Consider the following 13,868-nt stretch of genomic DNA (forward strand, 5'->3'; position numbering starts at 1 on the left):
GCTGCTGTCTGCGCCGGCGCATTTCGCGCTGGGCGCAAACGGGGGTTTTTCCAGGTATGGCGTCGGTTATTTCAGCTTCCTTATCGAGATTCAGACGCACAGGCTCGTGGATCGACGACGCGCTGTATGCGGTGGCCGTGTACGCCGTGCCTTTTCTGATTCTGCTCGGTACGATCGCCACGCTCTATTTTCTGCCGCGCCAATACGAAACGCGCGGCTCGCTTGCGCTCGAACTGCGAGTCGTCGCCGATAAAAGCGCGAGCATGAATCCCGCCGATGCGCTCGCGGCACTTCGCGGCGTGACGCCCATCTCGCGCTACAACACGCGTCTCTCCGAAAAGCCCGTCTGGTTCAGTTTCACGACGCCCAGCATGAGCGCCAGTTCGTCCACGGTCGTCGAATTGCCCTCGCGTCATGCGCAAACGCTTGCCTGCTGGAACGCGGACACGCTCGCGCCGCTCGGCGAGGCGAGCCGCGAAGCCTTGAGCGGCGAAATGCGCGCGGTCAAGGCCGGTTTCTCGATTCAGGCCGGAAGGCTGAAAGAACCGGAGAACATTCTCTGCCGGGGCACATTTTCCGGACCGGCGCAAATCAACGCATTTGCATGGGAATGGCAAGGCCTGCGTAATTCATCGCTCGATTTTCAGGAAAGCTCCGGACTCATCGCCGGCGGTTTGCTGACGCTCGCGGTATTCGTGTTCGTGACGGCGCTCATCAATCACGAGTGGACGTATGTGATTTTCGCCGTGTGGCTCGTCGGCAATCTGCGCCTCTGCGCAAATGCGATGGGCTGGGACATGCAATGGCTCGGCCGGGTATTGCCGTCGGAATTCATTCAACCGTTGCGGCAAATCACTTTCGCGGCCTATTACCTGCTCACGGCCGCGCTCTTTCAACAGCTTTTCCGGCGCGAGTTGCGCGTGGTCGGCTATCGCTGGCTGCTGCGCGTGATCCAGTATGTCGGCATCGTGCTGCTCGCCGCCGCGTTCGCGCTGCCTTATGAGCTTTTCATCCCGACGCTCTGGGTCATCGCCGGTTTCGGCATCTGCGTGCTGCTGTTTTTCCTCGCGCGACTCGTGTGGATGGCGCGCTCGCGAACCGTGCTCTGGTATGTCGCGTCGCTCGCGATCGTGCTGTTCGCCACGTTCTCCGAAGTGCTCGGCGCGGCCTTCGGGCTGAAGGTGCTCGTCGGCGGCGTCAATACGGTGATGGCCGCGCTGTCGTCGAGCATGATGGCGGCCTTCGCGATCGCCGAGCAGATGCGCGCCGAGCGAGATTTCCGCCGCCAGGCGCAGATGGAATTGCGCAACACCTATGAAGTCACGCCGATCGGCCTCTTCACGCTCGATTCCGACGGTCACTTCGTGCGCGCCAATCCCGCGTTGCGCGCGATGCTCGATCTGCAAAAGGCCGACTACAGGGCGCGGCACTGGAACGATTACTTCGAAGCCGGCGCGTGGGGCGCGCTGCAGGCGCTGGCCTCGAAGGGCAGCGACGGCGAGCTCGAAATGGGCGGCTCGCTCGAACGCGGCACCGGCGAGCGCCGTTACATGTTGAAGGCGATCCGCTCGAACGGCTGGATCGAAGGCTCGCTGCAGGACACGACCGAACGCTCGAAAGCCGTCGAGCGGCTGCGTTTTCTCGCGGAACACGATTCGCTGACCGGCTCGCTGAACCGGCGCGGCGTCGAAAAGGCGATTGCGGCTCAAAGCGAAGAAACGCTGCCGTGGGCGCTGGCCTATGTGGACCTCGACCGCTTCAAGCTCGTCAACGATCTCTTCGGCCATCGCAGCGGCGACGAAGTGCTGCGCCAGGTCGCGGCACGCACGCGCGCGCACTTCACGCGCAGCTATCCGGTCGGACGCATCGGCGGCGACGAGTTCGTCTGCGTGATGCACGACACGTCGATTGAAGACGCCATCGCGCAATGTCGCGAGCTCATTTCCATCCTCTCGGATGCGCCGTATCAGGTCGGCAATCGCGCGTTTCAGGTGAAGGCGTCGATCGGTCTCGTCGAATGCTCGCAGGGCGTGCGCGTGCAGGATGCGCTCTCACATGCGGATCGCGCGTGCCGGGAAGCGAAGAAGGTCGCGCACACGCATCTCGTCACGTACCGCAAGGGCGCCGCGGCGTTCGAGGAGCGCGCGGAGGAACTGAGGCTCGTCGAAACGCTCGGGCGCAACCGCCTGCCGCCGGGACTCTTCCTCGTGATGCAGCCGATCATGTCGCTTACCAAGCCGACCGAATCGCTCAACTTCGAAGTCCTGCTGCGCATGCGCGCGCCCGACGGCGCGACGCTGCCCGCCGGCAAGGTGATCGTCGCGGCGGAGGAATCGGGCAATATCGCGGCGATCGATCGCTGGGTCATCTCCACGCTGCTGGAGTGGATCGAGGTGCATCAGCATCGCCTCGACAACACGCAGTTCATCTGCGTGAATCTCTCGGGCGGCTCGCTGAACGACGAGCAGTTCATGGAAGACATCTTCGCGCTCTTCGCGCGTCATCAGTCGATCGTGCATTACCTGTGTCTCGAAATTACGGAGAGCGTTGCGCTGCACGATCTGGAGAACACGCAGCGTTTCATCGCGCGCGTGCACGACATGGGCGGCAAGATCGCGCTCGACGACTTCGGCGCGGGCTACACGTCGTTCAAATATCTGAAGGCGCTATCCGCCGATGCCCTCAAGATCGACGGCGAATTCGTGCGCTCGATGTGCGCGCATCCGGCCGATATCGCGATCGTCGAGGCGATCGTGGCGCTCGCGCGCAATCTCGGCATGCGCAGCGTCGCGGAGTGGGTCGAGGACATCGACACCTTGCGCGCGCTGCAGGAGATCGGCGTGGATTATGTGCAGGGCTTCCTCGTCGCGCGGCCGCAGGACAGCTCGGCGATTCTCGCGGCGAGTTCGGCCGCGAGCTTCGTCAAGGACCCGGAAGTGATCGCCTTCGTCGAAAGCCTGTCGGAGCCGGTGCAGGCGACCGTGCTCGACTACGAATGGCACGCGCGCGCTTCAGGCACGCACTGAGCGCGGCGCGCTTCAAACCGTCTTCATCTCGTTCAATACCTTCGCCGCCGCAATCGGAATGCGCGTGTCTTCCCATTGCGCGAGCCATTGAACCTCCTTGCGCGTGAAATAGCCCGGATGATTGCGCAGCGCGAACTGCAGCGAATCGACGATGTGATCGCGAATGATTTGCGGCGCGTTTTCGTCGTTGACGATCGCGTGAAGGGCTTCCAGGGTGCTCATGATCTCGACGGGACAGGGTTGATCGGCGATGACGCTCCCGCCGAACATAACCGGCTAAAAATCCCGAAAAAAAATCCGCTGATGGCGCGCAGGAAGGCGCTTGCTAAAATCGGCGCCGATGCTTTAAATAAAAGCACTGGAATTAATCAAACGGGGACGAATACATGAACCAAGGACGGCGCGCACGCCTGCGCCGCGAGGTCCGGACCGATGTCTGAGCGGCCGGCGCGCAAAGCCTCGATGCATTCCGTCGGCTCGAACCAGTTGGGCATGCGCCAGTTCAACGAGCGCATCGTTCTGCAGGCGATCCGGCTTCATGGCGCGTTGGCCAAGGCCGATATCGCGCGCATGACGCGCCTGTCGATGCAGACGGTCTCGCTGATCGTCGATCATCTGATCGCAGACGGCCTGCTCGCGAAAGAGCCGCGCGCGCGTGTGCGCGGACGCATCGGTCAGCCGTCGGTGCCGATTTCGCTGCGCGCGGACGGTGCGTTTTCCATCGGCGTGAAAGTGGGGCGGCGCAGTCTCGACGTGTTGTCGATGGACTTCGCCGGCAATGTGCGGACGCGCGAGACGCTGGAATATGCCTATCCCGATCCGCATACGCTTTTTCCCGCGCTGGAAACGCGGCTCGCGCACGTCACGGCCGCGCTCGGCGACGACGCGCGCAAGATTGCGGGCATCGGCGTCGCAGCGCCGCTGTGGATCGGCGGCTGGCGCGATTTCTTCGACACGCCGCCCGACGCGCTCGCGGCGTGGGACGACATCGACATCCGCGCGCGCATCGAAGCGATGACCGCGCTGCCCGTCGAGTTCGCGAAGGACACGACGGCCGCGTGCGCCGCCGAGCTCGTGATGGGCCAGGGGCGCGGGCTGCGCGACTTTTTGTATGTGTTCATCGGGACGTTCATCGGCGGCGGGCTTGTCATCGATGGCCGATTGCACGCGGGGCCGGGCGGCAACGCGGGCGCGATCGGCTCGTTGCCGCTCGTCGATCGCGCAAGCGGCAAGCGCGCGGGCCAATTGCTCAACACGGCGTCGGTATACGTGCTGGAAAAGGCGCTGGCCGCGGCGGGCGCGCCGGCCGCCGCCGCACACGATGAGCGCGCGTGGTCGCCCGAGTGGCGCGCGCTATCGGAAGCGTGGATGCGCGACACGTGTCCCGCGATCGCGGCGGGCATTGCGTCGTCGTCGGCGCTGCTCGATCTCGAAGCCGTGGTGATCGACGGTGAAATCGACCGGATCTTGCTGCGCGAGGTGATCGGCCGCACCAACGACGCGCTCGGCGCATTCGACTGGCAAGGCATGACACGGCCGCGTCTCGTCGAAGGGCAGATCGGCCCCGACGCCCGCGCGATGGGCGGCGCGATCTTGCCGCTTTACGCGCATTTCGCGCCCAAGCACGAGCTCTTTCTGAAGCCGCTCGAAGTCTGAAATCACTCCAGCGAAAGCCGCGCAGCGAACGCGAGCAGCGCCGCGGAGAACGTCCAGCGCTGCACGGTCTGCGCTTTCGGGTGACGGCGCAGCCAGCCGGAAATACGCACCGCGCCCGCCGCCAGCGCGAGGTCGAACATCATGCCGACCGCGACCAGCACGATGCCCAGTTCCAGCACCTGAGACCAGACCGGGCCCGCCTCCGGACGCACGAATTGCGGCAGCAGGACTGAGCAGAACAGTAGCGCCTTCGGATTGAGGATGCTGCTCAGAATGCCCTTCGCGTAGGCCGATCGCAGCGTGGATGCGGTTTGCCCGGACGCCGCGTCGAGCCCGAACGCGGGCGAGCGGAAAATCTGGATTGCCACGTAAGAGAGATACAGACCGCCCGCGATGCGCACGCCGTCGTAGAGCCACGGCGCGCTGCGCAAAAGCGCAGCGACGCCCAGCGCCGAGAGCGTCACGTGCGTCGCGCGCGCCGTCGCGAGACCGGCGGCCACGGCGAGTCCGTGCCGGAAACCGCGCGCGCCGCTCGTCTGCAGCATGAGCGCCATGTCCGGTCCGGGCAGCGCGTACACGACCGCGAGCGGGCCGATGAAAACCCAAAGCAAATGTGGCGAAACCATGATGTGTTTCCTCCTGGAAGGCTTCATCGTGCCACTTCGGACGGAGCGTTTTGCGGCATTTTTGAGTTGTCTTGGCGATTCGAATCGAAGCTTTCCCCTAGAATCGATTCAAACTTAAGGGGAAAGCTCCATGACCGGAATCGACCGTATCGACCGCGCAATGCTCGCCGCGCTTCAACAGGATGGCCGCATGCCGGTCGCGAAACTGGCCGAGCGCGTCGGCCTGAGCGAGACGCCGTGCGCGCGCCGTCTCAAGCGTCTGGAAACCGAGGGATTCATCGACGGTTATCGGGCCGTCCTGTCGCGCAGAGCGCTGGAACTGGGCGTCGTCGCGTTCGCGCAGGTGCGCTTCAGCGTGCATGACCGCGCGCTGTCCGACCGCTTCGAGCGCGAAATTCAAGGCATTCCACGCATCGTGTCGTGCCACAACATTTCCGGCACGGCGGATTATCTGCTTCAGATCATCGCGCGCGATCTCGACGAATACGGCGTCTTCATGCGCGACGTGCTGCGGACGCTTCCGGGCGTGACGGCCGTCGAATCGATGCTCTCGTTGCGCGAAGTCAAACGCGACGGCGGTGTGCCCGTGCTATGACGATTGTCTATACAACGAGCGATTCCAACCAGCGGAAGGCCTCGGGATTCCCCTAATACAAGCAAAGTTGTATATACAAGAAGATTAAGCCAACTCGACGCGGGTCTTCGTCCGCGTCCGTCGACACTTACTTTCTTGATGCGCAGGAGCAATCCGTGACTTCGTCTTCCCGTTTTCGCGACACCGAGATCCGCGCGCCGCGCGGCACGCAACTCAACGCCAAGAGCTGGCTCACCGAAGCGCCGCTGCGCATGCTGATGAACAATCTCGACCCCGAAGTGGCCGAGAATCCGAAGGAACTCGTGGTGTACGGCGGCATCGGCCGGGCGGCGCGCGATTGGGCGTGCTACGACAAGATCGTCGAAACGCTGAAGCGTCTCGAAGCGGACGAGACGCTGCTCGTCCAGTCGGGCAAGCCGGTCGGCGTGTTCAAGACCCATGAGAACGCGCCGCGCGTGTTGATCGCGAATTCGAATCTCGTGCCGCACTGGGCGAACTGGGAACACTTCAACGAGCTCGACGCGAAGGGTCTCGCGATGTACGGGCAGATGACCGCCGGCAGCTGGATCTACATCGGCAGTCAGGGCATCGTGCAGGGTACCTACGAGACCTTCGTCGAAGCCGGCCGGCAGCATTACGGCGGCGACCTCAAAGGCCGCTGGGTGCTCACCGCGGGTCTCGGCGGCATGGGCGGCGCGCAGCCGCTCGCGGCGACGCTCGCTCGTGCGTGTTCGCTGAACATCGAATGTCAGCAGAGCCGCATCGATTTCCGTCTGAAGACGCGTTACGTCGACGAACAGGCGACCGATCTCGACGACGCCCTCGCGCGCATCGAGCGCCACACGTCCGAAGGCCGCGCGATTTCCGTTGCGTTGTGCGCGAACGCGGCGGACGTGCTGCCCGAACTCGTGCGCCGCGGCGTGCGCCCGGACATGGTCACGGACCAGACGAGCGCGCACGATCCGCTCAACGGCTATCTGCCGAAAGGCTGGACGTGGGCGCAGTACCGCGACCGCGCGCAGAGCGAGCCGGCGGCGACCGTGAAAGCCGCGAAGCAATCGATGGCCGAGCACGTGCGCGCGATGCTCGCGTTCCGCGAACAGGGCGTGCCGACCTTCGACTACGGCAACAACATCCGCCAGATGGCCAAGGAAGAGGGCGTCGAAAACGCGTTCGACTTTCCGGGCTTCGTGCCGGCATATATCCGTCCGCTGTTCTGCCGCGGCGTCGGGCCGTTCCGCTGGGCCGCGCTGTCGGGCAATCCCGAGGACATCTACAAGACCGACGCGAAAGTGAAGGAGCTGATCGCCGACGACGCCCATCTGCATCGCTGGCTCGACATGGCGCGCGAACGCATCAGCTTCCAGGGCCTGCCGGCGCGCATCTGCTGGGTCGGTCTCGGCCTGCGCGCGAAGCTCGGCCTCGCGTTCAACGAGATGGTGCGTAACGGCGAGTTGTCGGCGCCGGTCGTGATCGGCCGCGATCATCTCGATTCCGGATCGGTCGCGAGCCCGAATCGCGAGACCGAAGCGATGCAGGATGGCTCGGACGCCGTGTCCGACTGGCCGCTGCTCAACGCTCTCCTGAACACGGCGAGCGGCGCGACCTGGGTGTCGATTCACCACGGCGGCGGCGTCGGCATGGGCTTTTCGCAGCACGCGGGCGTCGTGATCGTATGCGACGGCAGCGTTGAGGCCGATGCGCGTATCGCGCGCGTGCTGCACAACGATCCGGCGACGGGCGTCATGCGTCACGCGGATGCCGGCTACGACATCGCGGTGCAATGCGCGCACGAGCAAGGCCTCGATCTGCCGATGATCGACAAGCGATGAAAACGCTCTGGCAACACTGCCACGCCGCGACGATGGCCGATGGCAAGTATTCGGCCATCGAAGACGCGGCGATCCTGACCGACGACGCGCGCATCGAATGGATCGGCCCGCGCGCGGCGACGCCGGATATCGGCGAATGCGAGCGTGTCGATCTCGAAGGCGCGTGGGTGACGCCGGGCCTGATCGACTGTCACACGCATCTGGTTTTCGGCGGCGATCGCAGCGGCGAATTCGAAGAGCGGCTCGAAGGCGTGAGCTATGCGCAGATCGCGGCGCGCGGCGGCGGCATTGCGAGCACGGTGCGGGCGACGCGCGAAGCCAGCGAGGACGCGCTGTTCGACGCCGCGAAAGCGCGCGCGCTCGGCCTGATGCGCGAAGGCGTGACGACGCTCGAAGTGAAGTCCGGCTACGGGCTCGACCTCGCGAACGAACGCAAGATGCTCGCCGTTGCGCGCCGTCTCGGGCAAGCGCTGCCGCTGACCGTGCGCGCGACCTGCCTGGCCGCGCACGCGTTACCGCCCGAGTACGCGAATCGCGCGGATGACTACATCGCCCATGTCTGCGACGAGATGCTGCCCGCGCTCGTCGAGGAAGGGCTGGTCGATGCCGTCGATGCGTTCTGCGAGCACATCGCGTTCTCGACGCAGCAGGTCGAGCGCGTGTTCCGATGCGCGCGCGAACTGGGCGTGCCCGTGAAGCTGCACGCCGAACAGTTGTCGTCCTTGCATGGATCGTCGTTGGCGGCGCGGTATCGGGCATTGTCGGCGGATCATCTCGAATACATGACCGAGGACGACGCGGCCGCGATGGCGCAATCCGGCACCGTCGCCGTGCTCCTGCCGGGCGCGTTCTACATGTTGCGCGAAACGCAATTGCCGCCTATCGATGTGCTGCGGCGGCATCGCGTGCCGATCGCGCTCGCGAGCGATCTGAATCCGGGAACGTCGCCCGCGCTCTCGTTGCGCATGATGCTCAATATGGGTTGCACGCTGTTTCGCCTGACGCCGGAAGAGGCGCTCGCCGGCGCGACGACGCATGCGGCGAAGGCGCTCGGCTTGCAAGCGACGCACGGATCGCTCGAAGCCGGCAAGACGGCGGATTTCGTCGCCTGGCGCATCGGCCGGCCGGCCGAGCTTTCGTACTGGCTTGGCGGTTCGCTTCGAAATCGCGTCGTGCGCGGCGGAGTGGAGGTCGATGTCGAGCGCATCGCCCGATAAAACAAACGCCTCGTCCGAACCCGGACGAGGCGTTTCGTCAAAAAAAGTGCGGCGCGGCGTTACGTGCGCTTGCGGATCATTCCCCAGACGACGAGCAGGATGATTGCGCCGATTACCGAGGCGATCCATCCCGCCGGCTGTCCCGGCTGATACCAGCCGAGCGCCCGGCCGACATAGCCCGCGATCAGCGAGCCGGCGATGCCGAGGACGATGGTCATGATCCAACCCATGTTGTCGTCGCCCGGCTTGAGCGCGCGCGCGATGAGACCGACGACGAGTCCGACGATCAAAGTACCAAAGAATGCAAACATGAGGTCGCTCCTTAACTGAGTTTTACGGCGTATTGATTGCGTTGCAGATGGATTCCGGAGGTCCCGGTGCATGCAAAGTAGCACGGCGCAATGCGTTTGGGTATGACACTGGCCGTCTGGTTAATCCTTCGAGCACGAACGATGCCGCGCGCTGCTCCAAGGTAAAATCCGTCGCATTGCCTTACTGCTTGCGTTGCTACGATATGACTGATTCCGAATTTCCCTCCACCGACGATGTGATCCACGAAGCCCGCCTCTGGCGCGACGACGGCTGGACCGCGCGCGTGATCAAGAACGAGGACGACGACGGCTGGGCCGTCGAGATGATTCAAACGGGCGAGACCGAGCCCTCGCTGGTCGGCCCCTGGACGATGGGCCGCGACAAGAAAAACCCGAAGCCGCTCGATGCGAACGCGTTCCGCACGCTGGTCAAGACGGCCTCGGAAGTCTTGCGTCGGCATGAGCAGCAGCGTCATGCGATGTTGAACAAGAACGTCACCATCGACATTCAGGGCGAAGACGTCACCGTCACGCTGGAGATCGTTCCGGATGAAGACGATCCCTACGCCAATCTCAAGGCCTTCGATGCCTACGGCGCGCAACTCGCGCACGTGCGCGTGTCGCCGGCATTCAAGCTGAGCAAGGCGAGCGCCGAGCGCTGGGCCGAGAACGATTTCGCGAAGCCGAACTGAGTCGGCCATGAAGCGCTTATCGCGCGAGCACCGATGAAAACGCCGTCGCGCTTTCGTGCGACGGCGTATCAAAATGCGAGCTTGATCGGCTCTTAGCTCTTACTGACCACGAACTCGATCCGGCGATTCGCGAAACGTCCGCTGGCGGTTTCGTTGTCGGCGACCGGGTTGGCGCTGCCGTAACCCTTGGCCGTGAGGGATTGCGGCGGCACGCCGTATCGCACGAGGTAGCCACGGACCGACTGAGCACGTTCCTTCGACACTTCCAGGTTCGCGGATGCCGCGCCTTGGCCATCCGAATAACCCGCGACTTCGAGATTCACCATCGAACCGTTGTCGGCGCAACGCTTGAGTAGCTGCGACGTCTCGCCGAGCGTGGCGTACGCGCTGTTCGGGATCTGCGCGCTCGAGCGCTCGAAATTGACCACCTGAAGGTCGAGCACCTGGCTCAGCTTGTCGCCGGAGCAAGGCGCTTTCGTGGCGAGCAGGCTCTTCATTGCGCTGCGAAAGGATTGCGTCGCGCTGGCGACCGCGCTGTCGACGTCGAACACCGCGACCTGGAACATGCCGCCGAGCGTGCTTCCCAGACGATCGGCCCAGCCGAGCTTCGGGTTCGCGGCCGCGCCGCTCAACTCCACTTTCGAGCCGCTGATCTTGACTTCCGCGCCGGGCACGGCCATGAGCGGGACAAAGTCGTTCAGGCGCGAAAGCCAGGTTGCCGGGCGCGTTTCCGGAACGACGGAAACGTTCGCCGTGTAGCCCTTTCCGAAGCGAGCAGTCAACGTCTCGATCAGAAGCGTTTTTTCCGCTTCGGTTCCGACCGTTGCGGCGATCGCCGGGACGCCCGCCGCGTTGACGTCGAACCGCAACTGCCCGTCTTTCCACGAGGCCGGCGCGACGCTCGGCGCCGAAGCCGCTTGCGATGCCGCCGCGGGTGCGCTTGCCGTCACGACGGGCGACGCTGGCTGCGCGGGCTCCGTGATGATCGGCGTACTCGATGGCATTGCTGACGAAGCAGGCGCGGGCGCCGGCGGCGTAGCGACTTCCGGCGCGACAGGAGCGGCGCCCGGTTGGGCGCTGGCGTCGTGCGTGAAGCCGCGGTAATAGACCAGCCCGAGAATGGCGGCCAACAACGCAAAAAGCAGCCAGATCCACTTGTTCGAACGATTTCGCGATGGCTTGCGTACCGGTGCGCGCATCGGAGGCACGAGAGGCGGCGGCGAAAGCGCGGGCGAAAGCGGCGGGGGTTCGGACACAGGCGCGGTTTGCATGGATGCTTTCACGACCGGCTCGGGCCTCGCCGCCTCTGCGATGTCGCCATCGGCACGCGGCGCCAGGCTCGCTACGACCGCATCGAGCCGTGGCGTGATGCCAGTGGTGAAGCCTTCGGTATTGCCGACGCCGATAGCCGCCGCGATCGCGTTCGACATCGACGCATGGATCTCGCCGACCTGCTCGCGCATCAGCGTGGGCACTTGCGGCAGCCCCCACTGCGCGAGCAGGAAGTGCCGCTTCATGACGCCGAAGAGCACGGCGGCCACGATGCCGGCGAACGCTGCGGTCGCTTGCGTGGGAACCCCGGTTTCGGTCGATACGGTATCGGCCAGTGCATCGACGCGCTGACCCGTTGCGAGCGCGGCGAGAGCGTGACCGGTGGCTTCGAGCTGCTTGAGACCGCCGGTGGTCGCGATCAGCTTGGGTAACTGATCCGCGATGTAGGCGTTCGTCTCCGGCTGCATGATGACGGTGTACACCGCCTGCGAGCCGGGGACGAGCGTGGCCCGGTCCATCAGCGACGCGACGAGTCCCGGCCCGAAACGTCCCACCAGTTGCCGGAGGACCTGCCCCGAGATGCCGAACTGGCGTGACAGCTGTTCGAGGACGTTTTCCGGGAACGCGGCGTGGACCGCCTGGACCAGATTAATGCTCATCGACTGAATTTCCTTTCTACATGAGCGCTTGACGCAAGCGCAGGTGCGCCGCGGATTTTATATGCGAAGCTATCCTAAAAAGAGGCATGCAAACTTAATTAGGAAACGTCGCATCGATTCGACGCGCATGGCGCTCGCTTCAGCGTGGCGAAATGGCTCAGTTCGAGAATATTTTGAGAATGCGCCTGACGGCGATGGCGATCCGGCGCGATGCGGCCGGCACGGGTTCCGCATTTTTCACGGAAAGCGCGGCGAGCGACGGCATGGAATGGGGCGGGACGAACGTGCTGTACGAAGCGTCGAGTGGCGACGTCCACGCGCAAGTGCGGCAATCGTGCTTCGCGCACGTGTTGCAGGGAGGCTGGTCGCGGTGCATGGCAAATTCCTTTACGGGTATCCGCACATGATCTTCGAAACGCTATCGTAAGGCGATCAGAGACTTCCGATTGAACTCTTGGTTTCGATCTCGGAAATAGGACACACTAGCGGGATGAATCCGGCACTGTTTCTCCAAAGGAGAGGGCGATGCACTATTTGTTGATCTACGAACTTAGTTCAGACTATCTGGAGCGCCGCGCGCAGTTTCGCGATTCGCATCTGGCGCTCGCGTGGGCGGCGGTGGAGCGGGGCGACATCGTGCTCGCGGGCGCGCTCGATGCGCCCGCCGATCGCGCGATGCTGTTGTTTCACAGCGATTCGCCCGCCGCCGCGGAAGACTTCGCGAAGAACGATCCATACGTGACGAACGGGCTGGTCGAGCGTTGGGAAGTGCGCAAGTGGAACACGGTCGTGGGCGCGAACGCGGCTACGCCGGTGCGATAGCGCGACGCTACGATCACGCGTCGGCGGTTTCTTCCTCGGGCCGGTCCCGGCGTGTGGAACCGCGCCGCTGCGCCGAGCGATACAGGCTCGTCAGGGTATCGTCGATCTGCTGCGAACGCTCGAAAAGCGTCGCGAGCCAGTCGACGAACACCGACACGCGCGGCGTCGCCTGACGGCTTTTCAGAAACGCCACCGACACCTTGAGCGGCGGCGATTTCCATTGCGGCAGCACTTCGCACAATTGTCCCGAGCGCAGATACGGCTGCGCCGCGATCCGCAACGGCTGGATCAGCCCGAGCCCTTCGACGCCGCACGCGAGGTACGCGTGCTCGTCCGCGACCTGAACGAAGCCGCGCATCTTCATCGTGACGGGCTTTCCGTCGACATCGAAATCGAAGTCGGCCGGGCGTCCGCTTTTTTGCGCAAGGCAGTTCACCGCGACGTGCTGCGCGAGTTCGCCGAGCGTCTCCGGCGTGCCGTGCTTTTCCAGATACGCGGGGCTCGCGCACGTCACCTGTTCGAGCACTCCGAGCCGGCGCGCGATCAGGCCGGAATCCGGCAACTCGCCGAGCTGCACGCTGCAATCGACGCCTTCGCCGACGAGATCGACGTTGCGATTGCCGATGCCGATCGACAACTCGATCTGCGGATAACGCGCGTGAAACTCCGGCAACGCGGGCACGACGATCGACGTCGCGACGGTATCGGGCATTTCGATGCGCAGCCGTCCGCGCAGACGCTCCTCGCCCGCGCCGAAACCGGATTCGAGTTCGTCGATATCAGCGAGGATCTGTGCGCAGCGCTCGTAATAGGCGGCGCCGTCGACGGTGAGATTCAGACGCCGCGTCGTGCGTGCGAGCAATTGCACGCCGACTAGCGCTTCGAGTTGTTGCACGGTCGTCGAAACACTCGCGCGCGGCATGCCGAGCGACTCGGCCGCGCGCGTGAAGCTGTTCGTATCGACGATACGCGTAAAGACGCGCATGGCATGGACGCGATCGATCACGTTGAGCTTTCCTTTTATGACGATTTGAGTGGCGATGCGCGAGAAAAAACGACTCCACCGCGGTTGTGAGACCGCGGAAAAAGGGCGCATCGGCGATGGTTAGATCGTACGGACGGGAAGCGTCAACGTGAATACACAAAACTGGACGATTCTT

The 13,868-nt window shown here is 64.2% G+C and carries 13 protein-coding genes; 8 read left to right on the forward strand and 5 right to left on the reverse strand.

Features of this window, described 5'->3' with window-relative positions:
- Positions 1-56 precede the first annotated feature (56 nt).
- A complete protein-coding gene (locus AWB82_RS00785) occupies positions 57-3,026 on the forward strand; it encodes a putative bifunctional diguanylate cyclase/phosphodiesterase (RefSeq protein ID WP_086964832.1) in 2,970 nt (989 codons plus the stop codon).
- Between the two features lie 12 nt (positions 3,027-3,038).
- On the opposite strand, the gene AWB82_RS00790 is transcribed toward AWB82_RS00785, so the two are convergent.
- Entirely contained in the window at positions 3,039-3,248 is a 210-nt protein-coding gene (locus AWB82_RS00790) for a hypothetical protein (RefSeq protein ID WP_086965176.1), read from the reverse strand.
- A gap of 210 nt (positions 3,249-3,458) precedes the next feature.
- On the opposite strand from AWB82_RS00790, the gene AWB82_RS00795 reads away from it, so the two are divergent.
- Positions 3,459-4,682: an ROK family transcriptional regulator gene (locus AWB82_RS00795; RefSeq protein ID WP_086964834.1), complete on the forward strand. Its 1,224-nt coding sequence runs from the start codon at positions 3,459-3,461 to the stop codon at positions 4,680-4,682.
- Between the two features lie 2 nt (positions 4,683-4,684).
- On the opposite strand, the gene AWB82_RS00800 is transcribed toward AWB82_RS00795, so the two are convergent.
- Positions 4,685-5,308 (reverse strand): LysE family translocator, encoded by a 624-nt coding sequence (locus AWB82_RS00800; protein WP_086964836.1) that lies wholly within the window; start codon positions 5,306-5,308, stop codon positions 4,685-4,687.
- 130 nt (positions 5,309-5,438) lie between these two features.
- Between AWB82_RS00800 and AWB82_RS00805 the strand changes: the two genes are divergently transcribed.
- The 3 genes from AWB82_RS00805 (at position 5,439) to hutI (ending at position 8,952) form a co-directional block, all read left to right on the forward strand.
- Positions 5,439-5,903 (forward strand): Lrp/AsnC family transcriptional regulator, encoded by a 465-nt coding sequence (locus AWB82_RS00805; RefSeq protein WP_086964838.1) that lies wholly within the window; start codon positions 5,439-5,441, stop codon positions 5,901-5,903.
- A gap of 155 nt (positions 5,904-6,058) precedes the next feature.
- A complete protein-coding gene (gene hutU, locus AWB82_RS00810; RefSeq protein ID WP_086964840.1) occupies positions 6,059-7,735 on the forward strand; it encodes a urocanate hydratase in 1,677 nt (558 codons plus the stop codon).
- Positions 7,732-8,952, forward strand: coding sequence for an imidazolonepropionase (hutI, locus tag AWB82_RS00815; RefSeq protein ID WP_086964842.1), 1,221 nt, complete (start codon positions 7,732-7,734; stop codon positions 8,950-8,952). The genes hutU and hutI overlap by 4 nt, the downstream gene beginning before the upstream one ends.
- 59 nt (positions 8,953-9,011) lie before the next feature.
- Here the strand turns inward: hutI and AWB82_RS00820 are convergent, their stop codons facing one another.
- Positions 9,012-9,263 (reverse strand): GlsB/YeaQ/YmgE family stress response membrane protein, encoded by a 252-nt coding sequence (locus AWB82_RS00820; RefSeq protein ID WP_086964844.1) that lies wholly within the window; start codon positions 9,261-9,263, stop codon positions 9,012-9,014.
- Positions 9,264-9,466: 203 nt separating this feature from the next.
- On the opposite strand from AWB82_RS00820, the gene AWB82_RS00825 reads away from it, so the two are divergent.
- Positions 9,467-9,955 (forward strand): hypothetical protein, encoded by a 489-nt coding sequence (locus AWB82_RS00825; protein ID WP_086964846.1) that lies wholly within the window; start codon positions 9,467-9,469, stop codon positions 9,953-9,955.
- A gap of 92 nt (positions 9,956-10,047) precedes the next feature.
- Here the strand turns inward: AWB82_RS00825 and AWB82_RS00830 are convergent, their stop codons facing one another.
- The gene (locus tag AWB82_RS00830; RefSeq protein WP_086964848.1) at positions 10,048-11,886 is read right to left on the reverse strand and encodes an OmpA family protein; all 1,839 of its coding nucleotides are present in this window, start codon (positions 11,884-11,886) and stop codon (positions 10,048-10,050) included.
- 152 nt (positions 11,887-12,038) lie between these two features.
- Here AWB82_RS00830 and AWB82_RS00835 point away from each other — a divergent pair, with 152 nt between their 5' ends.
- Together AWB82_RS00835 and AWB82_RS00840 are read left to right on the forward strand one after the other, a co-directional pair.
- Positions 12,039-12,293 carry a hypothetical protein gene (locus AWB82_RS00835; RefSeq protein WP_159462546.1) on the forward strand — a complete coding sequence of 85 codons (255 nt, stop codon included), beginning with the start codon at positions 12,039-12,041 and terminating at the stop codon, positions 12,291-12,293.
- Positions 12,294-12,411: 118 nt separating this feature from the next.
- A complete protein-coding gene (locus tag AWB82_RS00840; RefSeq protein ID WP_086964853.1) occupies positions 12,412-12,708 on the forward strand; it encodes a YciI-like protein in 297 nt (98 codons plus the stop codon).
- Between the two features lie 13 nt (positions 12,709-12,721).
- Here AWB82_RS00840 and AWB82_RS00845 read toward each other — a convergent pair whose 3' ends face one another.
- Positions 12,722-13,714, reverse strand: coding sequence for a LysR family transcriptional regulator (locus AWB82_RS00845; protein ID WP_086964855.1), 993 nt, complete (start codon positions 13,712-13,714; stop codon positions 12,722-12,724).
- Positions 13,715-13,868: the final 154 nt, after the last annotated feature.

Source organism: Caballeronia glebae (assembly GCF_001545035.1).
In the GTDB taxonomy this organism is placed as follows: domain Bacteria; phylum Pseudomonadota; class Gammaproteobacteria; order Burkholderiales; family Burkholderiaceae; genus Caballeronia; species Caballeronia glebae.